Genomic DNA, 21,738 nt, shown 5'->3' with positions numbered 1-21,738 from the left:
AGAGGCGGAGAGGGCCGAAGGACTACCCGTCGACCATCTCACCCTCACCCGCGCCGACCGGAAGCAGGGTCAGCACCGTCCGGTCCACCCCGTCCAGGTGCAGCAGCGCGTTGGCGGCGTCGTCGGCGAACCCCGACACCACCAGGGAGCGCAGCCCCAGCGCCGCCGCGCACAGCGACAGGTTCTGCGCCACGTGCCCGCACTCCTGGAGCAGCAGCCGCAGCGCGCGCTGGCCGTATCCCTCCCGGAGCCGGCCCAGGTCACCCACCAGGAACACCGTCGCGCCCACCGTCTGCGCCACCACCCCGGGGCGGCCGTCGGCCCGCTCCCGCAGGAACGGTGAGAGTTCGGTCAGCCGTTCCGCCTCCGTGGGGCCGTCCGCGCGCAGCAGCCGGTGCCCGTCGGCCCGGTACCGGTACGTGCCCGGCTCCAGCCCCCTCACGTGCCGCGCCACCACCCACACCTGGGTGGCGTAGGCCGCCCCCGGCGAGGGGTAGGTGCGCGGCGGCGCGTGCCGCCCGGGCTGGTCGGCCCGGCGGTGACTGACCCCCGCCCCGTGGCCGAGCAGCGCCGAGAGCTCTCCCAGGCCCAGTCGCGAGCCGTAGCCGCCGTGCCCGCTCTCCCGCCGGGCCAGGGCCTCGCCCAGGGACATGGTGAGCGGAGCCGGTTCGGGAAGGGTGACCACAGGGGCCAGCGCCGCGCCCTCCCGGTCCGGTTCCGGCGCCACCGGGCGCGGCAGGTGCGCGCCCGCCATCGTGTCCGGGAGGTACTTGCTGGTCTCCGCGTACTGCCGGTCCGGGGCGCTCACCCCGGGGTCGAAGTAGTCGCCCGGCGGTTCCCACCGGGGATAGGACAGCGAGAGCAGCCAGGCGATCCGGCGTTCGTCGTCGATGTCCAGGCCGAGCCGGTTGTGCGTCATGTGCAGCAGCGACCACACGATCCGCTCCAGGCCGTTGGCCAGCCCCTGTCCGCCCCGCTGCCGTTCCTCGGCGTCGATGCGCCGCAGCCGCCCGACCACCTCTCGCAGCCCCCGGTCCCACAGGTGGTGCGTGGACTCGCCCTCGCCCGCGACCAACCGCTCCACCTGGGGCCGCCGCTGCAACCAGCGCGCGGGCGCCGAGTGGAAGAGCCGCTCGGCCTCGGCCCGCGCCCGGGTGCCGCCGCGCGCGACCTCCGCCGAGTAGTCCCAGGTCGCGTAGTACCCGCGTGCTTGCCGGACCGCCTCCACGTCGTCGAAACCGAGCACCCCGAAGGCCAGGGTGGTCAGGTCGGCCGCCACCGCCTGGCGCTGGTGCTGCCGCGGGGCCGAACGCAGGACGGCGAGTGCGATCCGCGTGCTCACGGCGAAGAAGTCCTCGCAGGCCTCCAGCGCGCGCGGGCCGCCGTAGCGCTCCGTCTCGGGCTCGTACACCGCGTCCACCACCTCGCCGTCGGCGTGCCAGCGCGAGGGGTCGGCCCGGGGGAGGTGCGCGTAGTAGGAACCGCTGTCCAGGTCCAGGGCGGCGGCCGAGGTCTCCTCGGCCAGGGCGCGCATCCGGTCGGCGAACCCCGCGACCGCGTCGCCGTCGGCGTCCAGGAACCGGGCGCGCAGGTGTGGGCCGCCGTCCCAGTAACGCAGGTAGAACCAGGCCTCGGCGTGTCCGTTCGCGACCAGTTCCTCCGCGTGCGGGGCCAGGTGCTCCAGCAGGAAGGAGTCGATGTCGGCACGGCTGCGGTGCAGGTACACGTACACGGCGGACCAGGTGCGGGTCATGGGGTCTCCGGGGCGGCGTCGACGGGGATGTCCAGGTAGGTGCCGCGTTCGGCGCGCACCCACAGCTGGTAGGCGGGGGTCTGCTCGGGGGCCAGGCCCAGGACGCAGGCCCAGTCCTCCTCCGCGTAGTTGCGCATGGGCCGTGCGCACAGGCCGGTGGCGGCTGCGCCGAGGCAGCCCCACTGGGCGATCCACCCGAGCAGGGTGTGCAGGACCGTCTCCGCGTGCTCGGCCCCGTGGGCCCGGGCCCAGGCGGGGAAGTCCACGGCGAAGGTGTAGCCGAGCGTGGCGGAGAAGTTGGTCTCCCCGGTGCGCGGCACCGGGCGTGCGGGCCCTTCGGAACCGTCCGGAAGGAGCTCGCGCACGACCCGGCCGTCCACCCGGTCGCCTTCCAGAACGTGTCGGTAGAGCCGCAGGGCATCCGGTTCGTACAGGACCGCGCGGACTTCGGCAAAGGCCATGACCAGTCCGGACGTCACCCTCGAACCCTGCTCCGGGCTCACGTGGGCGCTCGTCACCAGGTTGGCGGTGGACACCCCGCTGGTCCGCTCGTCCAACCACGCGCGCAGCGAACGCCCCGAGGGGGAGACGCGGGCCGCCACCTCCGCCGCGGCCTCGGGGGACAGGGCCGTCGCGCCGTGGGAACCAGGGCCCGGGGTGATGGCTGCTATCGGGACCATCCCCTCGGGCAGGAGCGGGGCGGCCTCGGCGCACGCGGGGTGGTCCGGGTTCGGATGGGTTCGGGGGTTCAGGCCCGCCCGAGTGAGGGTCAGGGCGAGGCAGGCCAGGAGGTGTCCGCCTTCCAACCTGGCCAGGGAGGGGCGTAGCCTTCCGTACCCGGGCGGGTAGCGGTGCCGGTCCGCGGCCACCACCAGGCGGGCCTCGGAGAGGGCTTTCTCCAGGTCCGAGGGGGCGTCCCGCCCCCCGAACGGTTGGAGGGCGTGCGACTGCGGGTCCACCCGAAGGCACCACGCGGCCCCCTCGGCGGGCAGCAGGAACAGGTCCGCGCCGAACAGGCCCCTGGGTGACGGGTAGGCGCGGTGCACCGGGTAGCGGTCCGCCGCCGAGATCCGGCGCACCCGGACCGCCTCCACACACGCGGCGAGCAGGCGCTGCGCGGGCGACCACGGTCCGCCCAGAGCAGGGCCGGCGGCGTCGAGTCCGCGCAGCGGATTCAGGGCGTTCAGGTGCGGTCGGATCTGGCCCCGGACCGGCCGGGCCAGGCCGTTGGACGGTTCGGAACCGAAGAACAGCGTCTCGACCTGGGACACGTCCTTGTCGTAGGACTGCGCGTGGAAGTGCGCGAGCGCGTCCCCGAGTTCGCCGCGCGGCACCCCGCCGCTCACGGGAACGGGTGCGGTGCCGGGTACGTCCTGCCGGGTGCCTCCCATGGAACCCCTCCCTCGAAGAGCGTCGACGCGCGGGTCAGCCGCTCCAGCGAGCGGGTCCGGCGGTGGGCGTGGCCGAAGGTCATCGGCAGGGCGCCGGGAACGATCACCTTGACCGCGCGGGTTCCGGACGCCTCCGTGTACGGTGCGCTGCTCTGGTCCACGACCACCACGTCCAGCCCCCGCTCGTGCACGGCGGCCAGCCTCGCGCGTAGCACCGAGGCCAGGTCGGTCCCGGCGAAGGAGGGCGGCCGACCCGCGGTGAGCCGGTCCAGGCCCACGCTCCCGCTCGGGTGGTCCAGGAACTCCCACAGCGGGCGGGCCTCCCACAGACCGTGCAGGCCGGTGTGGTCCTCCAGGGTCCGCACCAGGGTGAAGTCGTCGAGCATCGGACGGCACCGCTCCACCGAGACCGACGGCCGCATGCGCACCCACTTGGGGTACATCAGCGCGTTGGTCGCGGTCTCCTCGACCGCCGCCATCAGCGCGCGGCGCGGGTCCGGGTGGGTGCCGGTGGCCAGGCTGAGGGCGGGCGCCCGGCCCTCGCGGACCGCCTCCTCGGTGGCGGTGACCGTGGCCAGCACGGTCGGTACCGCCAGGTCGGAGGTGAGGTCGAACAACCGCAGCCGGAGCCCGCGCTCGGCCAGCAGGTCGGTGAGATGCAGCAGGTCGGGGTCGTCGGCGCCCTCGATCAGCCGCAGCCGGGTGCGCGAGTACCAGGCGAGCAGGAAGGCGTCCCGTTCCACCACCTCGAACAGCCCGTACAGCACGGCCTCGGCGAGCGTGCCGCCCACGGCGCAACCGTTGGACGACTCGTACAGGAACCGTTCGTCGGCCCGGCCCGCGTGCCAGTACGCCACGTGCTCGGGCACCAGGACCCGGCGCCGTTCCCGGGTGGACCACCCCCACACCCAGGTGGTGGGGGTGTCCGGGGTGTAGGGGACCGGCTCGAACGAGGGGTGCCCGTACCACTCGGGTTCGTGCAGGCCCAGGCAGGCGGGGTCGACGGCGTCGTCGGCCACGTCGGCGTAGGAGCCGTGCACGGTGGCGGCGCCGGACAGACGTCGCCCGCCGGTCACCCGCTCCACGCCTTCGAGGAAGGCCGGTACCTCGCTGGCCGTGAAGCGGGTGGAACGCCCGTAGCCGCCCTCCCGTCCCGCGTGGCCGGGGGCGACGGTCTCACAGGTCATCAGGGCCAGCGGGGACTCCTCGTCCCGGTAGACGTGCGCGACGGGACCGAATCGGAAGTCGAGCAGCCGCGCCCGCAGGCCGTTCCGGTCCATGGCGCGGGTGCGCAGGGCGTCGCCGACCACCGGCAGCGGGGTTTCGAGGTCGAGGCTGTCGGAGGCCGGTACTGCCAGCCCTCGGCCGTCGGTGAAGCAGTGGCCGCAGTGGGGATGGGGGACGAAGCCGTGCCGGGTGACCTCGCCGGTGCGGCAGTCCAGGGCCAGCAGACGCAGGCGCAGGTCAGCGGGGTCGGCGGCGGCGACCAGTTGAGTGAAGGCGTCCTCCCAGAGGGTGAACAGGTCGCCTGGCGTGGAGCGGTCGGGGACCGGTTCGCCCTCCACGTCGAAGCGCCAGAGCCCGGCGCAGCGGGAGCAGCCCGTGGCGCCGTCGGGGGTCCAGGGGCCGAGCACGGCCAGCGCCCCGCTCATCGCCGTGTGCAGGATCCCGCCCGAAACCCGGGTCGTGCGCGGGTGGTCCAGGGTCGCGCCGACGGGGGAGCGCCGGTCGCTGACCGGGGGAGTGGTCAGGTCCACGCGGCCACCGCCGCATGCACCCCGCGCGAGCGCCAGCCGTCAGCCCCTCCGGGCGCGGTCACCCGCACCCTCCCCGTCTCGAAGGCCCAGCGCGCCAGCGCCGAGGCCACCGCTTCGGTGCCGGTCGAGGCCGTCGGCAGGACCGCGTCGGGGGCCTCCTCGGCCAGCCGGGCCTTGGCGACCGCTCGGAGAAGCGCCTCCTGAACACAGGCGTCAGGCTCGGGCGCCGCACTCGCTCCCCGTAGTTCGCCGTGTCCCGAAACCACCTGCGCCCGCCGGATTCCGGATCCGTCGAGCTCCTGAAGGCGGAGCTCGGCGGTGACCCCGAGCCGCAGGGTCAGGGCGGTCCACAGCCGTCGTGCCGCCGGGGACGGGGAAGGAAGGTCGACGTCCTTCCAGCGCTCCTCGGGCGCTCGCAGGACAAGATCGCCCACGGCCGCCCCGATCGCGGCAACGGGCGTCAGCCCCAGCCCCGTGCCGGCCTGGGGAACGTGCTCCGGAGCGCGCCACACCACCTGTTGTAATGCGTTGACCAGGGCGTTCTCCCTCGCCTGGGCGGTGGTGAAGCCGCATCCGGCATACCGCCCCGACCGGGCCAGGCCGACCGGTAGCTGGGACAGGTCCTCGGGGGCGGGCGGGGACACCGGGCCGAAGACGCGGTCCCACAGGTGGGTGACCGCGTCCAGGCGGTCGGGGACTTCCAACGGCTCGGCCGGTGCGGTGTCCCGGGGGGCCGGGGCGGGTAGCGGCCAGGACGCAGCCGGGTCCAGGGGGTCCGGGACGAGGAGGGTGTGCGGTTCGCTGACCAGCTCGTCCGTGGTCACCATGAACTCGGGGTCGTCGGGGACGGCGGTGTCCGAAACACTGCGCGCCACATGTCCGACCAGGGCCAGGGCCAGCTGGGCGGCGACCAGGGTGCGGGTGATCCGCAGCGCCGAATCATCCGGTTCCCGATGGGCCGGGTCGGTCTCCCGACCGGTGAACCAGGCGCGCAACCGCCCGGACAGGTCCGGGGTGCCCGGACGGTTGCGCGGTCCGGTCAACCAGAGGCCGCCGTCGGCGGCGACCACGTACTCGGCCCCTCCACCTGCCTCCCCCGGCCTCGCGGTCAGCAGGATCGGACCCTGCGGAGCGGGTTCGGTGTCGGCCTGGACCTCACCGAACCCCGCCCGCGCCAGCGCCCGCCGCACCTCCGCCTCCAGCAGCGGGCACGACGAACGCACCCGGACCACGCTGGCGCGCAGCGCCGCCAGTGCTGCGTAGGGCCGGCGGGTCGCCGACTCCAGGTGCGGGTAGGCGGCCCGTTCGGCCTCGGTGAGGGAGTCGGGTTCGGGTTCGAGATCGCGGAGGAAACCGTGTTCCGCCAGTTGGTCGAGGATGCCCGCCAGGAACGGACGACCCCGTGCGGGGAAGCGTTCCAGCAGGGCGGAGCGCTGGAAGCCGGCGCGCAGGGTGGGCTCCAGCGCCCGCCACACGGTGTCGGCCTGGGCTCCCCGGACGACGACGGCGGTGGAGCCCATGCTCAGCGCCACCCCCTCGGCGGCCAGGGACCGGGCGCGGACGGCGCTCTTGAGCCGCACCGCGGTCGGGGACTCGGGGGATCCGCTGGTCTCAGGCATCGCCCACCCACGGCAGGGTCGGCTTCAGCCCCGGGTCGCCCTGCTGGTGGTCGACGACCCTGCGGACCGTCTCCTCCCAGCTCTCGCCCACGACCTCCTGCGCGGCCTCGGTGAACAGGTACGCCACCGAGTAGCGCTGGATCGGGGCGACGCCCATCAGCGGCAGCAGGTCGAAGAAGCAGTTGATCAGGAAGCGGAACGCCGCGAACCCGTACCCGTCGCCGAGCCGGGTGAAGTCCAGTTTGCGGAACTCCCGGTGGAAGTCGCTGTAGGAGCGCTCGTCGGAGCCGCTCCAGCGCACCCGCACGTCGTCACCGAACTTCGCCGCCCGCTCCTGCCGTTCCGGGTGCGGGAACGGCAGGATGTGGTCCTGTCTGGCCAGGGTGATCGCCTCGGGCAGCCAGCGGTCGGCCCACTCGCCCCAGGCCAGGGCGAACGGGTCCTGGCCGGTGCCCTCGTGCACCGCGCGCAGGGACTCCACCAGGCCTTCGCGCTGCGCCCGGTAGGAGGAGGCCAGCTGTGCCTGGGCCCGGCCTTCCGGGTCCGACCAGTGGAAGTACTCCTTCCAGTGGGAGAGGAAGGCCTGGTAACCGGATCTGAGCCCCCACTCGGGGTAGCGCGCGGCGATCGCGCCCATCCCGGCGAAGACGTTCGCGAACACCGCGCGTTCACCGCCGCGACCGCCCACCTGACCGGCCACCCGGGAGATGCCGTCGGTGAGCACCCGGCCCTTGAGCGCGATCGCCTCGGGTCCGCGCAGGAACGTGTCCACCGGGTCGCCGCGCAACCGCTGGGTGGTGTTGTCCGCCTCGATCGGGGCGTAGGGGCCCTCCACCAGTTCCAGGCGCCCCATGCGCTGGGAGAACACCTCGTACTGGTCGGGGTCCAGCACGCGCCGCGAGGGGTGGCGCTCCAGGAAGGCACGGACGCTCTCGCGGGCCTCGGCCACCGCGGCCTCGACCGCGGCCGGCTCGCCGTCCGCGTAGAGCACGCAGTGCGGGCCGCGCCGCCAGTGCAGGTGCAGCCAGGCGGAGGTGATCCCCGCGCGGGCGGCTGCCGTGCGAGCCGCGGGGACGAGACAGTCGCCGAGCAGGGCGCTCTTGTCGCTGTCGTGGTAGTTGACTCTGATTCCGACGGTCAAGGGGTCAGCCTCGCTTCGACTGGGGGATGGGGGAAGCCGGAGAGGAGGTGGCGCCAGCAGGTGCGCGCGGCACCGTGGAGAGTTCGAGGAAGAGCTCACCGGCGTGCGAACCGGCCGGGCTGCGCACCCGGTGGTGGTCCGGCCCCGGCAGCATCTCCTCCACCAGCAGCGTCGGACCCAGGTGGGCCAGGCGCTTGGCGGCGGTCCCGGTGTGCAGCCTGCTCAGGAAGTCCACGTGTTGGGGCTTGGGCGCCATGGCGCGCTCCAGCGGACCGAGCCGGGCGCCCTGGAGCGGACGCACGAACACCTGCTCGGGGATGCCGCGCCGCTCGCGCGCCACGTTCAACCGCCGGTACAGGTCGGCGGAAGACTCCTCGGGGCCCGCCGTGAACTCGGCCGCGTCCATGCCCCACCTGCGGCGGAACAGCGTGAGCGAACCGAAACCGATCCTGGGCGCCGCGCCCCGGTAACCCTGTCCGGTCCAGCGTTCGTGCAGGTCGATGGCGAGGTCGCCGAAGGAGAAGAACGGCGAGTCCGCGACCATCGCCACCAGCATCTCGTCGTAGGGCAGCGCGTGCGGCACCAGGAAACCGGTGTAGACGGGGTCGATCTCGCGGCCCTCCTCCCGGACCAGGCGCAGCCCGTGCGGGGTGTGCACCAGGGTGAGGTCCCGGGCGGCGGGGCCGGGCAGCAGTGTGGGTTCGTCGCGCAGCGCCAGTTCCTCGGCGGCCAGCGCGGGCGAGAGGTTCGCGTTGAAACCCAGAGCCGACCGCATGTGCACGGTGTCGGCACCTGCCGGGCCGAGCCGCCGCACGTGTTCGGCGACGCGTTCGCGGAACTCCCCGGGCATCTGGTTCAGGAACCGGCTGAAGTAGCGGGCCCGGCCGCCGTAGAGGTGGTTGACCACCAGGCCGGACTCCCCGCTCTGTCCGGGGACGACCTGGCCGAACACCGCGAAGGAGCGCCGGGCGGTGAACTCCCGGTCCGGCAGCATCGCCGCGACCTCGTCCACCACCCCCGGGTCCACCTCCGCGTGTTCCCCGCCGGAGCGGCCGAGCTCCACCAGGTGGTCCACGGCCCGTCGACGCGCGGCCAGGAGCCGGGTGAGCTCCTCGTCCGCCCCGGCCAGGGCGGCGGGGTCGCCGCCCATCAGCGCCTGCGTCATGGGGAAGGCCGCCCGCGCGTGCTGGGCGAAACCCTCCAGGTCCGAGCAGCGTCCGCCCCGTCCGTACCGGCCCACGAACACCTGCTCCAGTGCGCCCGAGAGCACCCGCTGGTCGTCCAGCGCGAACAGCAGCGGCATCAGCCGCCCCAGGTCCGCCGACCAGCCGCGGGTCTGGCCGCGTGTCACCGGGAGGCCCCGGGAGACCAGACAGTCCTCCACCACCGGTGAGGTGGCCGAACCCGGCACGCCCACCGCCTTTGACCACACCTGTTGCAGCCGCAGCACGCCGCTGGCGCGCCCGGCTCCGTCGGATCCGGCGAAACCGGACAGCGTCCGTTCCGTCTCCCCGAAGGCCGCCGCCACCCGGGCCGCGGCCTCGCCCGGCATCGCGCTGGCCAGCCGGTGCCAGTGGCGGCTGAAGTCCGGGGACTGTTCGGGCACGGGTGACCAGGGGACCAGGACACCCACCCCGATCAACTGGTCCAGCACGCCCAGCGCCCGTTCGGGACCGCAGCCGAGGTCGGCGGCGACCGCGTCGCGCAGCCCGTCCAACCGCACCGGCGCGGCCGCCCGCTTCTCCAGGACCGTGACGAGGCGGTCCCAGCTCCCGGTCAGCGGCAGCCGGACCTCCTCCTCACCGAAGGCCTCGGCGCGCAGACCGGGGGAGGGCGGCGCCCAGCGGCGACGGCGCACCACCAGGCGCTCGCCCCGGTCGGTGACCTCCCGGCGGGCGCCGCCGGTGAGCACCCACTCCAGGCCCAGCCGCGCCTGGGGGTCGGCGGCCAGGGCGCGGGCGGCCTGCCGGGGGAGCAGCCTGCGGAGTTCGGCGCGCGAGGTGAGGCGGAGGGTGCGGTCTGCCCCCGTGAGCCCTTCGGCGTCCAGTTCTTCCAGCGGAGCGAAGTGCACCGCCGTGTACATCGAGTACGGGCTGACCTTCACCGTGGACCGGGAGAAGTAGCGGACCAGGGCGGCCTCGGCCTTGCGCATCCGCTTGTTCGGGGGCTCGTCGGTGGCGGCGCGGGCGGCCACCGCCCGGTGCAGGTCGGGGCTGGACAGCGCGGTGGAGCGGTCCACCGCGGGGTCGCGGGCCCACGCGGCCAGGATCGCGCGCTCGGCGCTGAGCCCCGCTTCGTGCCCGGCGTCCACGAGGGCCGCCGCGGCCTGGGCTTCGTGCCAGTTGGCCGTCCACGCGCCCAGCAGCGGGACCTTGCGGGTGATGGGGTGGTCGTGCAGGTCGGCGCGGGGCGGTCGCCCGTTGAACACCGCGCGCTTGGCGGCCAGCGCCGCACCCCGGGGCTCGCCTAGCTCCGGGGCGGCCTGGTGCAGCGCTTCGAGGAGCGGTTCGCGCAGGTCCTCGCGGTCGCGCTCCAGCTCGGCGAGGGTACGCAGCAGCGAGGCGGTGGGGTCCCCGCCGCGCAGTTGTCGGAAGGGATACGGATTGATCCGGGAGACCAGGTAGGGGCCCTCGACGACCTCGAAGGACCGTCCGGGTTCGGCGGGTTCGGGTTCGGCAGGTGTCGTCAAGCTCGGGTCCCCTCCCGCGCCTTGTCCCCGTTCTCGGCCCCGTTCTTGTCCTTGGTCTTGGCCGAACCGAAGCCGCGCGGCTCCCGCTCCGACGCCCAACGGAACCAGCGCAGCGCCACCACGGTTCCCAGCAGCGACCACGCCAGCAGCAGGCCCACCGCCGACCAGTCCCACACGGGACCGGACTCGGACAGCGCGCCCTGGACCAGCAGGGTGAGCGGTCGGCCCGGCAGCAGGTCCACGACCGCGCTGACCGCGTCGCCCAGCGGCAGGATGATGAACCCGCCGGCCAGGAACGCGGCCGGGAAGAAGATGCCGTTCACCATGGGCACGGCGGCGTCGGCGTTGGGTGGCAGCAGCGAGACGGCCGCGCCGAGCGGGGCCATGCACACGAAGCCCAGCAGCAGCGCCGTCAGGAGCTGGGGCAGGCGTGCCGGGTCGATGGTCACGCCCATGCCGAGCAGGCCGATCGCGGTCACCACGCCCAGCACGATGACCGTGGTGAGGAGCGTGTTCATCAGGTAGGCGCCCATCACGGTGACCGGGCGGACCGGGGTGGTGCGGAAGCGTTTGAACAGCCCGTGGTGGCGGCGGATCGCCAGGCCGATCGCCACGTTCGCGAAGGCGACGGACATCAGCGCGAAACCGAGGATGCCGCCGAAACTCAGGTTGGCCTGGGTGATCTCGTACTCGCCCACGAGCCGGATCTCCTCCGCCTGGGAGCGGAAGGCCAGCCCGAAGCCCACGTAGAACATCACCGGCATGAGCACGATGAACGCCAGGGTGATGGGGGAGCGCCAGAACTCCTTGAGCTCTCCGTCCACGTGCAGCCAGAAGGAGGAGGGACGGCGGGCGCGCTGGGCGCGGTCGGTGGCTCCGGGACCGGTGCTGGTGGTGCTCATTCGCTCTTGCCCGCCTTGCTCGTGGCTGCTTCGTTCGGGGCCGCGCCGTTCGTGCTCGCGCTGTTCGAGGCCGGGCCGTTCTCCAACATCGCCACGTAGGCGTCGTCCAGGCTGGGCGGCACGATCGTCAGGCCGCTGATCCGGGTGCCCTCGTCCCGGGCCCAGGCCTGCACCCGCTCGACCACCGCGTCCTGGTCGTCGGTGAGGATGCGCGCCCGCCCGTTGACCAGTTCCGCGCCCTCGGGCAGTCGGCCGTCGACCCCCTCGGGCGCGGCGAACTCCACCACCGTGAACGCCGCCGAGCCCCGGACCAGGTCGTCCGGGGTGCCGGAGGCGATGAAGGCGCCGTCGCGGATGACGTCCACGCGGTCGGCGAGCTCCTGCACTTCGGTGAGGTCGTGCGAGGTCAGCACGACGGTCGTGCCGCACTCGCGCAGACCGGAGACCAGGGCGCGGATCCGGCGGCGCGAGACGGGGTCCAGTCCGGTGGTGGGCTCGTCGAGGAAGAGGAGTTCCGGTCGGCCGGTCAGCGCCAGGGCCAGGTCCAGTCGGCGTCGCTGACCGTCGGAGAGCGATTTGACCAGGGCGGACCTCTTCTCGGTGAGCTCCACCTGTTCCAGGGCCTCGTCCACACCGAGCGGGTCCGGGTAGTAGGAGGCGTGGCGGCGCAGGATGTCGCGGACCGACAGGCCCGGCTCCAGCATGGTCTGCTGCAGGACCACGCTCATGCGCGTGCGGAGTTCGGCGAAGTCGCGGCGGTTGCCGGGGTCGAGGCCGAGCACCTCCACCTGTCCCGAGGTGCGTCCCCGGTGGCCCTCCAGGATCTCGATCAGCGTCGTCTTGCCCGCCCCGTTGGGGCCGAGCAGAGCGGCGATCTGTCCGGTGGGCACTCGGTAGGAGATGCCGTGGAGCACCTCTCCCTTCCCGTAGTCCTTGGTGATGTCCGTGGCGTTGATCGCGTACACGTGCGGCCCTCGTCGTGCTTCTTCGGGGGGTAGGGCAGGGGGTGGGGAGGACGGCCCCGGCGAGAGGGCCGCCCTCGATCAGCGCGTCAGCCGCACGAACCCGACGAGCAGCAGCTGCTGGAGCCGCAGCACGAGGTGGAGGTGCAGGAGCTGGAGCCGCTGGTGGCTCCGGTCTCCGGGACGGCGACCGCCTCGCGGACGCTCATCACCTCCATGTCGTCGAAGTTGAGGTCGGGGAGTTCGATCGTGGGGGATTCCTGGACCGCCATGGGGCACCTTCTTTTCAGTTTGTCGGGGGATTCCTGTGCGAAACGCTCCATCGCACAGCCGGGGAATTCGCGCCATGCCCTGGGGGTTATGCGCGAGTTCCGATTTCGGGGTTTGGGGGATGGTGGATCGGGGATGAAGTGTGGCTTGGTCCCGTGCTGGCGAGGGACTCGTACGGAGTCCGCGGAGAACTCCGTCAGCCGCAGGAGCCGCCGGAGCAGCAGCTGCTGGAGCCGCAGCACGAGGTGGAGGTGCAGGAGCTGGAGCCGCTGGTGGCTCCGGTCTCCGGGACGGCGACCGCCTCGCGGACGCTCATCACCTCCATGTCGTCGAAGTTCAGCTCGGGCAGGTCGATCTCGGGTGCCGTCGAATGGGGCATGGTGGCCTCTTCGTTTGTATCTTCCAATCGGATCCCCCGGGCGGGAAGAAAATAACATGTGACCGCGCAGGTCGATAGAGGTTGTATTGAACCTTTTTGCTGGTGTGGCCTCCGGTTCTCTTCCGTTTAACACGATGAACATCGGGAAACCCGTGTGGGTCCTGATGCCAAAAGGAACCAGAGCCCGAACTCATCCGCTGCTCTCCGTCACCTGCGGGCCCGTCTGGAATCCCGCGGTCACCGGCCGCATATCCTCTGAGGTGTACTGACTGAGGTGCGCCGGTCAGGGCGCACCGACGCCGAACCTGGAGAGCGCACGATGCTGGAACTGCTGCCCGGACTCACCCAGATCTACGAGGGGTGGGCGCAGCACTACCCGGACGTGCAGCCGCTGACCATCCAGTTCCCGCCGAGCGACTCCGAGCAGGGCATCGACGGCGTGCTCGCCTACCCGATGGAGGGGCACTGGCTGCTGGTCACCTTCGGCCTCACCGAGCTGGGGGAGAAGACCAGCGAGGAGAAGCGCGTCTCCGGAGCCGGGTTCGAGTTCTCCTGCCGCATCCCGCGCGAGGACGGCGACGAGACCGTGCCCGCGTGGATCCTCCGCGTCCTGCACGCCCTGGCCGGACAGTACGTCGCCGGTGCCCAGCTCGACGTCGGGCACTGGATCATCACCCCGTCCCCGCTGGGCGGTGAGAAGTCGAACGGCGACATGACCTCACTCGCGATCGTCCCCGACGCGGACATGCGCATCCTGGACACCGACAACGGCCTCGTGCTGTTCTTCCAGGTGGTGGGGCTCATGGCCGAGGAGGGCGAGTACGCCCAGCAGGCCGACACGGTCGCGCCGATCATCGCCCTGCTGCGCGACCGCGACCCGAAGATGCTCACCGATCCGAACCGCGAGACCATCCGCCTCTAGCGTTCCTCGCCCTCCGCGGCTGGCTCCCCCGACTCCTGCTCCGCCTCCCACGCCCGGAACCGCGGCCCCGCAAGCACGCACACCGCCACCGCGACCAGGAACAGGGCGCCTGCCACCAGGAACGGCGGCCGCAGCCCGAACACCGAGGCCAGCGTGCCGCCCATGAGTGCGCCGAGCGCCAGCCCGGACATCCCCAACAGACGGTTCACCGACCCGGCCCGGCCCATCAACCGGGCCGGGGTGGCCTTCTGCCGTACCGAGGCGGCCAGCACGTTCCACACCACCGCATGGCCGACGTAGACGGCGAGCAGCACCGCGACCACCCCCGCGTGGTCGGTCAGCGGCACCGCCGCGAACGCCAGGGCTCCGGTGAGCAGCGCGCCGGTGATCGAGCGGTGGTAGCCCCACCGCGCGCGGACCCTCTCCGCGATCCACGCACCCACCAGCCCGCCCACCGCCGAGGCCGACAGGAGCAGCCCGTACCCGGTGGGTCCCAGCCCCAGTACCTGTCCCGAGTACAGCACCAGGTACGAGAAGGGGATCATGTACGCCACACTCGCGAGGGCGCTGATCACCACCAGCGTCCGGACCACCGGGCTGCGCCACACCCACACCGCGCCCTCGCGCACCTCGGAGAGAACGCTCTCCCGTGGGCCTTCAGCCTGCCGGTAGTCACCCCGCAGCGAGTAGTAGGCGACGCCCGCCGCGAGGAAGGCGAGCGTGTTCACCGCACTCGGCGCCAAAGCGGCGGCCGCGAAAAGGAAGCCGCCCAGCGGTGGCCCCACGAACTCGTCCACCACGATCTGTGTTCCGGCGATCCGTGAGTTCGCCCTGTCCAGCCCCTGCGGACGCACGGCCTGCGGCAGCACCGCGAAGGCCGAACTGTCCGAGACCGTCTCGACCACGCCCATCACGGCGAACACCAGGTACAGCACGACCAGCGAGGCCAGGTCCAACGCGACCAGAACGGTGAGCAGACCGAAGACCACGGCCCGCGAGAAGTTCGACAGGTACAGGAGCCGCCGCCGGTCCGCCCGGTCCACGAGCACCCCGATCCCCAGCACGGCCAGCACCCGGGGAACGGTGTAGGCCACGGTCAGCCCGGCCACGGCCAGCGGGTTCTGCGTGACCATCGCGGCCAGCAGTGGCAGCGCGACGAAGGTGACGCCGTCCGCCAGGTTCGAGGAGGCGTTCCCCAACCAGATCCGTCCGAACTCCGGCCCCAGCCGCATAGGGCGCACCTTCCGTTGGCGTCGCCGGAACCCTAGACCTCTCGACGCCCGCCCCGCACCCCGTTTTGGAGCGCTGCGACAGCCGTTGCGGTAGGTCGCCGGTCTCGCGGGGCAGCGGCTCGTTCAAGCACCCGGTCGAGCGCCGCCCGCCCCGCCGGGCCCCACGCCGGTTTGCCGCCGGGCAGGCCGCGGTCCCCGTTCTGGCCCATCAGCATCAGGAAGAGGCTCTTCATTGCGGCCAGCCCTCGGGCGCGCCGGACCGTCGCCTCATCGGCCTCCGCATACGCGGCGAAGAAGCGTGCGGCCACGCCCGCGGGCAGCAGCACCCAGGCGGCCGACAGGTCCACCGCCGGGTCGCCGACGAACAGGTCGCCGAAGTCGACGACACCCGCCAGCGTCCCGTCCGCGACGACGACGTTCGCGGGATGCAGGTCGCCGTGTACCCAGACCGGAGACCCCTCCCATGCTGGGGCCGCGACGGCGTCGTCCCAGACGGCCCGGACGTCGGCGGCGTCGGAGCCGATCGCGTCAGCGTCGACGGAGTGGAAGAAATGCTCGAAGCCTTCCGTGCAGTCCTTGGGATGCGTGCCGCGGCCCGTGTCGACCGGGGCGTCGGCGGGCGCCGCCACGTGCAGCGCCCGGAGGAACGCCGCCAGGGTGGCGGCCGCGTGCTCGCCGCGGGCGATGGACCCGCGGTCCAGCGGCAGGCCCGGCACCCACGTCATGACCGTCCACAACTTGGGGAAGCGCTCGGAGGGTGCGCCATTACGCACGGGGACGGGGACCGGTAGCGGCAGGCGCGGAGCGAGCGGAGGGAGCCACCGGCGCTCCTTGAGCTGGGGGGCGGGGTCGGTGTCCATGCGCTGGATCCGCACGGCCAGCTCGTCCCCGAGGCGCCACATCTGGTTACCCCACCCGCCCTCGACTTCTCGGAGGGGAAACCCGGCCAGGTCCGGGTGCTGGTCCTGCAGCAGGTCGCGGATGAGATCCGCGGTGATCTCGATCTCGGTCATGCGGAGGAACGATACCGGGATCGACCAGGGTAGGGCCGAGCCCTGTGAGAAAGCCTCGTCCGGCGGGAAGCTGTGTCGCTGGTTCTCCTGGGTTCCCTGCGTTGTGTGGGGAACCCGAGGAATCCACACAACGCAGGGAGCCCGGCCGCGAGCGAGGGCTCCGGTGTCACCTGGCAGCCGATCCGGTAAGGGATCTGTGCGAGTTCACCGACGGCGCTCTGGGGGATCAGTCATGCCCCGGGCAGCCCGGGGTACAGTGACGCCGGGATAATGCTTCTGGTGAGCATTGCAAAGGCCCCGACCCATTTGCCGGTCGGGGCCTTCTGCGTCTCCGCCTAGCGAGCGCTCGTGCGCAGAAGCGCAGCCCACTCCGTCGAGGGGAATGCCAAGTGCCCGGCCTCCCTGTTCTGGGTATCGCGAACCGCAGACACTCCGGGGGCATCGGCGACCTCGACACAGTCCTGGCCGCGGGCGCTGCTGTAGGACGACTTGCGGAAGTGCAGGTGGGATTCGCTGCTGCTGGTGAACATGGTGTCCTCTAGTCGAGCTGGCTGAGCCGATCCTCAAGCCATGTCCGGGAGTCCGCAACACTGAGGGCCGAGGCCTGGACATGGTCGAGGACGGTCTCGTAGATCGTAATCTGCTCGGGGTCCTCAACAAGCAGGCCGCCTCCGCCTACCTGCTCGGCGTACACCGCAGATGGGTCCGACTCGAAATCTAGGACCACGAAGCTGCCATCCATCCCTGCGTGTGGCCCTACCTCATCCGGGAGCACCTGCACCCGAAGCGATGGCTTCTGTACAGCGACGAGATGACGGATCTGGTCAGCGGCCACTTCCCGAGGGAGTTTACGGAAAGCGGTCTCGTCGATGATCGCCCACAACCGCGGGGCATCAGAGCGGGACAGTAGGTGCTGGCGCATGATGCGCACCTCGACCCGGCGGTCGATTTCCTCTTCGGAGGTCACCCCGCCCGCCCGGATCATGGCACGGGCGTAGGACTCGGTCTGAAGTAGGCCGGGCAGGTGTTGAACCTGGTAGGTGCGAATGCGGCTTGCTTCGCTCTCCAAGTCGATGTAGGTGCCAGCGCCAAGGATGTCCCGGTACCCGTACCACCAGCCACTGTTGGCCGCCTCACGGGCGAGACGGCGGTAGGCCTCGCGTTGCTCCAGGTCGGTAACCCCGTATACGTCAAGGAGGACTTGGAGGTCGGCGTCCCGGACCTTCAGGATCTTCCTGGTTTCGATTCGGGTGATCTTCGCTTCGAACCACGACTTGTCCGGGGCTTTCCTCTTCGCCTCGGCCGCGGCCTGCTTGGCGGTGAGCCCGGCCTCCTCCCGGAGTCGGAGAAGCTGCCGGGCCAGTCGGCGTCGGCGGAGTGTGGGACTGGAGGCCACCTCGTCACCCTCCTTGTGTCGATGCTGACCTGCTGAGCTTACGCTCCGTGGCGAATTTCCAGACATTCCACGCACCTTGCCTCCTGGATAGCTACTAGCGCTAGAAATTGTCGCATGCTTTTTAGAACGCATCTTGCGTTTCTGTGCGCAGTGGGTGACCATGGTGTCTCACCAGGAGCGCTGGATCTCCCATCCGGCACACGAACACCAGGAGCCGCGCTATGCCGCGTTGCTTGAACCTGTCTGAGCTGGCCTATGTGCGCTACCGCGCTACCGAGATCCTGCGCGGCCGTCGCCGCCCCCGTAGGGCCGGGCGTGTGCGTGCCTTCGCCGCCAACCCTCGCATCCACTCTGAGACGCGACCCTTCCGCACAGCTCGGCCTCCGCTGATCCCGTCGCCTCGGCGGCCGTTGGATACCGCACCCTTGGACGTGCTCCAGGCTGTGCTCGCTGGATTGCGGCGGTTGGGGGTGGCGGCCTGATGCCGGACATCTACACCGATGACCTGCTCACCGTCATCGACGAAGCCCTTCAATCGCCCGCGTACTTGAACCCCTCCCAGCTGGCCGAGTGGCACTCCCACACCCTGCGTGGTCGACTGCCTCTGATCCGGGAAGCGTTGCGCCTGGCCCGTGAAGAGAACGACGCGGAGTTGGCGACCCTGCTGATCGACGAGGCCATCTCCGAGTACCCCAACCCGCCCCGTGCGGTCCGGGCGGTGGGCGGTGACGGGGCGAGCCTGCCAGTGGCCCCACAGGAGAGCCCGCCTGTGGAGGCAGAGCTGCCGGTCCCGGAGCACGTCCTGTGTCCGCTGCTCTACAAGCACTGGAACCTGACCATCGAGGGCGTCGCTCCCCACGAGATCTACGTGGCCCGGCGCCCCTTCAACTGGGCGGGCGAGGGCGACCGTTGGGAGCGCATCACCGCACCCACCCGCCGTGAACTCCTGCGGCTGCTCGGCCACCGCATCCAGGGAACCGACCCGACCGACACCTAGAACCCGGACCACCCTCAAAACCCCGCGTGCCCGCTGCGGCACCGGGTCCCTCAAGTCCGGCGGGCGCGCAGTCCATCAGCAGTACTCATGAGAAAGCTCTGGCGGGTGCGGCAAACACCCCCAGAGCAGGCCGACAAACAAGACTGAAGAGAAGAGTTGTCGACATGGCTATTGTGCCAAACACCTTCACACCCACGCTCCCGCTCGCGGTGCGGCGTTGGGCCTCGCGGATCTATCCGGGGGACCTGGCCCAGACCAGCGGGGTGCGTGCGGAACTGGCGTCTGACCTGGTCGGGCTGACCGGGCTGAGTGAGGAGACCGGCGAGAACATGGTGCTCTGCCTGAGCGAGATGTTCGCCAACGCCTGCGCGCACTCGCGTTCGGGGCAGGACGTCGAGGGCCGGGTGGTCCGCACGCTGTACATGCCCACCGCGAGCAGCATTCAGGTCGCGGTCGTGGACGACGGGATGCGCACGGACACCGTCGAGTTCCAGGGGCCGGAGACCCCGGACTGGTCGGTGGAGGAGTGGGGCGAGGCTGAGCGCGGTCGGGGTCTGTTGCTGATCCAGCATCTGGCGACCCGGTGGGGCACGCGGTCGGTGGTCGACTTCCCGTTCTGTGCGGGGCTGGGGACGGTCATCTGGGCGGAGTTCGCGCTGGGCGGTGGCCAGGGATGACGAACGTGGACCGCAGGGTGCGGTCGGTGTTGGCGGCACCCCGGGGACGTAGGTTCTCCCGGCAGGGGGCCGCGTTGAGCCAGCCCGTGACCCGGCAGCCGGTTCCGGAGCCGTGGGAGACCTGGGAGGAGCGCAGGGAACGGTTGTTGCGGCAGATGGAGGTGAACCCCGGGGTCACCTCCTTGTTGGGACGCGGTGAGGTGTCGCGGCGGGTGGTCGTGGATCGGCCCCGGAGGGAGCCAGCCACGCGGGAAGCTCGGCAGAAGGCAGTGCCCCGGAGCCGGAGGGGACGGCATCGGGCTCCGTGTCGGTGGTGGGCCCGGCCCGCGATGCTGGTCAGCGCGGTACTGCTGTTCGGGCAGGCGGTGGGGCAGTCCCTCGGGGAAGTGGCGGGTGACGAAGCCGTCCTGACCGCCGAACTCCTGGTCTAGCCGCTCCGGCTCGCCCCGCGCTCCGTTTTCCTGCGGGTTCTCGTGGGCGCCAACTCGCGTATCCCGGGTGGACACGTGGGGCCGGGAGCGTGGGGGACCCGTGAGTAAGACCAGCGCTCCCGCGCGCCCCGGCCCCCGCCCGGGTCCACACCCCGGCCCCGGCGGCGGTCACCGGCAGGAGATCGACGGCCTGCGCGCCGTCGCCGTCCTCCTGGTGGCCGCCTATCACGTGTGGTTCGGCCGGGTCTCCGGTGGCGTCGACGTCTTCCTACTGCTCACCGGCTTCCTCGTCACCGGTTCCCTGGTGCGGTCGGCCGGGCGCGGCACGTTCAGGTACGGCGCCTTCCTCGGGCGGCTCGCGGTGCGGCTGGTTCCGGCCGCTGTCCTGGTGATCGTGCTCTCCCTGGCGGGCGCGCGTCTGCTTCTGCCCGAGGCGCGTTGGCGGGACACGATCGCCGAAGCCGTGGCCGCCGCGTTCTACTACCAGAACTGGCACCTGGCCCTCGGGTCGGTCGACTACCTCGCCCGTGACGACGGAATGAGCCTCTTCCAGCACTTCTGGTCGTTGTCCGTCCAGGGCCAGTTCTATCTGCTGTGGCCGGTGGTGATCGGCCTGGCCGTGTGGTGGGCGGGCCGGAAGGGAGTGTCCCGGCGGCGGGTGCTGGTCGGGGTGCTGGGGGCGGTGTTCGTCCTCTCGCTGGCGTACTCGGTGCTGATGACCCGGGCGGACCAGCCGTGGGCCTACTTCGACACCGGCGCCCGCCTGTGGGAGTTCGCGCTCGGCGGGCTGCTCGCACTCCTCCTGCCGCACATCAACACCCCGAAGGCCCTCCGAATCCCGCTGGGCTGGCTCGGCCTGACCGCCCTGGTCCTGTGCGGGGTACTCCTCCAGGTGTCCACGGTCTTCCCCGGCTACGCGGCCCTGTGGCCGACCCTGGCGGCGGTCGCGATCGTCGTCGCTGGGACCACCGGTTCCCCGTGGGCCGCCGACCGCTGGCTGACCCTGCGTCCGGTGCGCTACCTGGGTTCGATCTCCTACGCCCTCTACCTGTGGCACTGGCCGGTCCTGGTGTTCTACCTGGCGGTCACCGGCCGCGATTCGGCCACGCCGGTCGGTGGCGCCGCTATCCTCGCCCTTTCGACCGCCCTGGCCGCGGTCACCACCCGGCTCTCCGAGCGGGTCGTCGAGGCCGGTCGCGGAACGGTCCGGGCTCCGGTGGTCGCCGCCGCTTGCCTGGTTCCCCTCCTGTTGTCCACAAGCCTGTGGACGGCTCGGCTGGACACCCAGCAGCGCCAGCTGGAGGAGCTGCTCGCCGACCCGGCCCGCTACCCCGGCGCGGCCGCCCTGCTCAGCGATGATTCCGGCGGCCACGGCGATTACCCGGACCCGGTGCACCCGCCCCCGGCCTCCGCCGCCCAGGACGTTCCAGTCACCTACGAGGACGGCTGCAACCAGTCCACGGCCGGAACCGAGGCGATCACCTGTGTCTACGGCTCGGACGACCCGGCCCGCACCGTCGCCCTGGTCGGCGGCTCGCACGCCGCGCACTGGTTCCCCGCCCTGGAGGTGATCGCCGAGCGCCGCGACTGGCGGCTGGTCAACATCACCAAGGGCGCCTGCCTGTTCACCGACGCACCCCAGCTCTACCAGGGCGAGCCCTACACCGCGTGCGCCGAGTGGAACCGCGACGCCATGACCGAACTCCGCTCCCTGCGGCCCGACGCGGTGTTCACCACCGGCACCACCACCAGCCTGGACACCACCGCGGGCTTCGGTGAGGAGGTCCTGGTGGACGGCTACGTCGAGCGCTGGCGGGAGCTGGGAGCCCTGGGCATCGACGTCATCGCGGTCCGCGACACCCCGCGGCTGCCCTTCGACGCCGTCGACTGCCTCTCCGGAGCCGCCCAGGACGAGTGCGCGGTCCCGCCCACGGAGTCGATGGCCGAGGAGTCACCCCTGGAGGACGTCGAACTCCCCGGCAACGTCACCCCGCTCGACCTCACCGACCTCCTGTGCGAGCCCGACCTGTGCCACCCGGTCGTCGGCAACGTTCTCGTCTACTGGGACGCCAGCCACATCACCACCACCTACATGCGCACCCTCGCCTCCGAGCTGGAGAGGCGACTGCTCGTCAGCACCTCCTTGTGACGTGCCCGTGTGACGCACGGGACTGGTGGGTAGCCTCACCGACCACCACACCGTGCCG

18 protein-coding genes are annotated in these 21,738 nt (G+C 71.8%); 4 read left to right on the top strand and 14 right to left on the bottom strand.

The features are described 5' to 3' along the window. Positions 1–22: 22 nt before the first annotated feature. The 10 genes from HNR07_RS22970 to HNR07_RS22925 form a co-directional block, all read right to left on the bottom strand. Complete coding sequence (locus tag HNR07_RS22970; RefSeq protein ID WP_184366748.1) at positions 23–1,753, bottom strand: thiopeptide-type bacteriocin biosynthesis protein; 1,731 nt, start codon at positions 1,751–1,753, stop codon at positions 23–25. Continuing rightward, on the bottom strand, positions 1,750–3,144 hold the full coding sequence (locus tag HNR07_RS22965) for a hypothetical protein (RefSeq protein ID WP_184366747.1): 1,395 nt from the start codon (positions 3,142–3,144) through the stop codon (positions 1,750–1,752). The genes HNR07_RS22970 and HNR07_RS22965 overlap by 4 nt, the downstream gene beginning before the upstream one ends. Next, a complete protein-coding gene (locus tag HNR07_RS22960; protein WP_184366746.1) occupies positions 3,096–4,901 on the bottom strand; it encodes a TOMM precursor leader peptide-binding protein in 1,806 nt (601 codons plus the stop codon). The genes HNR07_RS22965 and HNR07_RS22960 overlap by 49 nt, the downstream gene beginning before the upstream one ends. Further along, a complete protein-coding gene (locus tag HNR07_RS22955; RefSeq protein ID WP_184366745.1) occupies positions 4,892–6,520 on the bottom strand; it encodes a hypothetical protein in 1,629 nt (542 codons plus the stop codon). Before HNR07_RS22955 ends, HNR07_RS22960 begins: the two co-directional genes overlap by 10 nt. Next, positions 6,513–7,661 carry a lantibiotic dehydratase C-terminal domain-containing protein gene (locus HNR07_RS22950; RefSeq protein ID WP_184366744.1) on the bottom strand — a complete coding sequence of 383 codons (1,149 nt, stop codon included), beginning with the start codon at positions 7,659–7,661 and terminating at the stop codon, positions 6,513–6,515. Before HNR07_RS22950 ends, HNR07_RS22955 begins: the two co-directional genes overlap by 8 nt. Positions 7,662–7,665: 4 nt before the next feature. Continuing rightward, complete coding sequence (locus tag HNR07_RS22945) at positions 7,666–10,350, bottom strand: lantibiotic dehydratase family protein (protein WP_221318905.1); 2,685 nt, start codon at positions 10,348–10,350, stop codon at positions 7,666–7,668. Beyond that, on the bottom strand, positions 10,347–11,252 hold the full coding sequence (locus HNR07_RS22940) for an ABC transporter permease (RefSeq protein ID WP_184366743.1): 906 nt from the start codon (positions 11,250–11,252) through the stop codon (positions 10,347–10,349). The genes HNR07_RS22945 and HNR07_RS22940 overlap by 4 nt, the downstream gene beginning before the upstream one ends. Continuing rightward, on the bottom strand, positions 11,249–12,217 hold the full coding sequence (locus tag HNR07_RS22935) for an ABC transporter ATP-binding protein (RefSeq protein ID WP_312893947.1): 969 nt from the start codon (positions 12,215–12,217) through the stop codon (positions 11,249–11,251). Before HNR07_RS22935 ends, HNR07_RS22940 begins: the two co-directional genes overlap by 4 nt. 86 nt (positions 12,218–12,303) lie before the next feature. Continuing rightward, a complete protein-coding gene (locus HNR07_RS22930; RefSeq protein WP_184366742.1) occupies positions 12,304–12,486 on the bottom strand; it encodes a thiazolylpeptide-type bacteriocin in 183 nt (60 codons plus the stop codon). A 194-nt stretch (positions 12,487–12,680) separates the two neighbouring features. Further along, on the bottom strand, positions 12,681–12,863 hold the full coding sequence (locus tag HNR07_RS22925) for a thiazolylpeptide-type bacteriocin (RefSeq protein ID WP_017590578.1): 183 nt from the start codon (positions 12,861–12,863) through the stop codon (positions 12,681–12,683). 319 nt (positions 12,864–13,182) lie between these two features. Between HNR07_RS22925 and HNR07_RS22920 the strand changes: the two genes are divergently transcribed. Further along, on the top strand, positions 13,183–13,785 hold the full coding sequence (locus tag HNR07_RS22920) for a suppressor of fused domain protein (RefSeq protein WP_184372505.1): 603 nt from the start codon (positions 13,183–13,185) through the stop codon (positions 13,783–13,785). On the opposite strand, the gene HNR07_RS22915 is transcribed toward HNR07_RS22920, so the two are convergent. From HNR07_RS22915 to HNR07_RS22900, 4 genes are all read right to left on the bottom strand, one after another. Further along, positions 13,782–15,017: an MFS transporter gene (locus HNR07_RS22915; RefSeq protein WP_184366741.1), complete on the bottom strand. Its 1,236-nt coding sequence runs from the start codon at positions 15,015–15,017 to the stop codon at positions 13,782–13,784. The genes HNR07_RS22920 and HNR07_RS22915 overlap by 4 nt on opposite strands. A 32-nt stretch (positions 15,018–15,049) precedes the next feature. Next, complete coding sequence (locus HNR07_RS22910) at positions 15,050–16,030, bottom strand: phosphotransferase (protein ID WP_246420460.1); 981 nt, start codon at positions 16,028–16,030, stop codon at positions 15,050–15,052. Between the two features lie 335 nt (positions 16,031–16,365). After that, complete coding sequence (locus HNR07_RS22905; protein ID WP_184366740.1) at positions 16,366–16,560, bottom strand: DUF397 domain-containing protein; 195 nt, start codon at positions 16,558–16,560, stop codon at positions 16,366–16,368. A gap of 8 nt (positions 16,561–16,568) precedes the next feature. After that, entirely contained in the window at positions 16,569–17,426 is an 858-nt protein-coding gene (locus HNR07_RS22900; protein ID WP_184366739.1) for a helix-turn-helix domain-containing protein, read from the bottom strand. Positions 17,427–17,907: 481 nt separating this feature from the next. On the opposite strand from HNR07_RS22900, the gene HNR07_RS22895 reads away from it, so the two are divergent. The 3 genes from HNR07_RS22895 (at position 17,908) to HNR07_RS22880 (ending at position 21,680) form a co-directional block, all read left to right on the top strand. Next, positions 17,908–18,423, top strand: coding sequence for a hypothetical protein (locus tag HNR07_RS22895; protein WP_184366738.1), 516 nt, complete (start codon positions 17,908–17,910; stop codon positions 18,421–18,423). Positions 18,424–18,587: 164 nt separating this feature from the next. Beyond that, positions 18,588–19,100 (top strand): ATP-binding protein, encoded by a 513-nt coding sequence (locus HNR07_RS22890; protein ID WP_184366737.1) that lies wholly within the window; start codon positions 18,588–18,590, stop codon positions 19,098–19,100. A 531-nt stretch (positions 19,101–19,631) separates the two neighbouring features. After that, positions 19,632–21,680 (top strand): acyltransferase family protein, encoded by a 2,049-nt coding sequence (locus HNR07_RS22880; protein WP_184366736.1) that lies wholly within the window; start codon positions 19,632–19,634, stop codon positions 21,678–21,680. The last annotated feature ends 58 nt before the right edge of the window (positions 21,681–21,738 follow it).

The organism is Nocardiopsis metallicus, assembly GCF_014201115.1.
Classification (GTDB): Bacteria; Actinomycetota; Actinomycetes; order Streptosporangiales; family Streptosporangiaceae; genus Nocardiopsis; species Nocardiopsis metallicus.
The sequence above is the reverse complement of the archived record's forward strand: the minus strand, read 5'-3'. Positions and strand labels throughout refer to the sequence as shown.

What these genes read in the sequence shown, in the direction of transcription:
- HNR07_RS22970 (WP_184366748.1), bottom strand. Translation starts at nt 1,753, where the DNA reads ATGACCCGCACCTGGTCCGCCGTGTACGTGTACCTGCACCGCAGCCGT.
- HNR07_RS22965 (WP_184366747.1), bottom strand. Translation starts at nt 3,144, where the DNA reads ATGGGAGGCACCCGGCAGGACGTACCCGGCACCGCACCCGTTCCCGTG.
- HNR07_RS22955 (WP_184366745.1), bottom strand. Translation starts at nt 6,520, where the DNA reads ATGCCTGAGACCAGCGGATCCCCCGAGTCCCCGACCGCGGTGCGGCTC.
- HNR07_RS22940 (WP_184366743.1), bottom strand. Translation starts at nt 11,252, where the DNA reads ATGAGCACCACCAGCACCGGTCCCGGAGCCACCGACCGCGCCCAGCGC.
- HNR07_RS22930 (WP_184366742.1), bottom strand. Translation starts at nt 12,486, where the DNA reads ATGGCGGTCCAGGAATCCCCCACGATCGAACTCCCCGACCTCAACTTC.
- HNR07_RS22925 (WP_017590578.1), bottom strand. Translation starts at nt 12,863, where the DNA reads ATGCCCCATTCGACGGCACCCGAGATCGACCTGCCCGAGCTGAACTTC.
- HNR07_RS22920 (WP_184372505.1), top strand. Translation starts at nt 13,183, where the DNA reads ATGCTGGAACTGCTGCCCGGACTCACCCAGATCTACGAGGGGTGGGCG.
- HNR07_RS22915 (WP_184366741.1), bottom strand. Translation starts at nt 15,017, where the DNA reads ATGCGGCTGGGGCCGGAGTTCGGACGGATCTGGTTGGGGAACGCCTCC.
- HNR07_RS22910 (WP_246420460.1), bottom strand. Translation starts at nt 16,030, where the DNA reads ATGACCGAGATCGAGATCACCGCGGATCTCATCCGCGACCTGCTGCAG.
- HNR07_RS22905 (WP_184366740.1), bottom strand. Translation starts at nt 16,560, where the DNA reads ATGTTCACCAGCAGCAGCGAATCCCACCTGCACTTCCGCAAGTCGTCC.
- HNR07_RS22895 (WP_184366738.1), top strand. Translation starts at nt 17,908, where the DNA reads ATGCCGGACATCTACACCGATGACCTGCTCACCGTCATCGACGAAGCC.
- HNR07_RS22890 (WP_184366737.1), top strand. Translation starts at nt 18,588, where the DNA reads ATGGCTATTGTGCCAAACACCTTCACACCCACGCTCCCGCTCGCGGTG.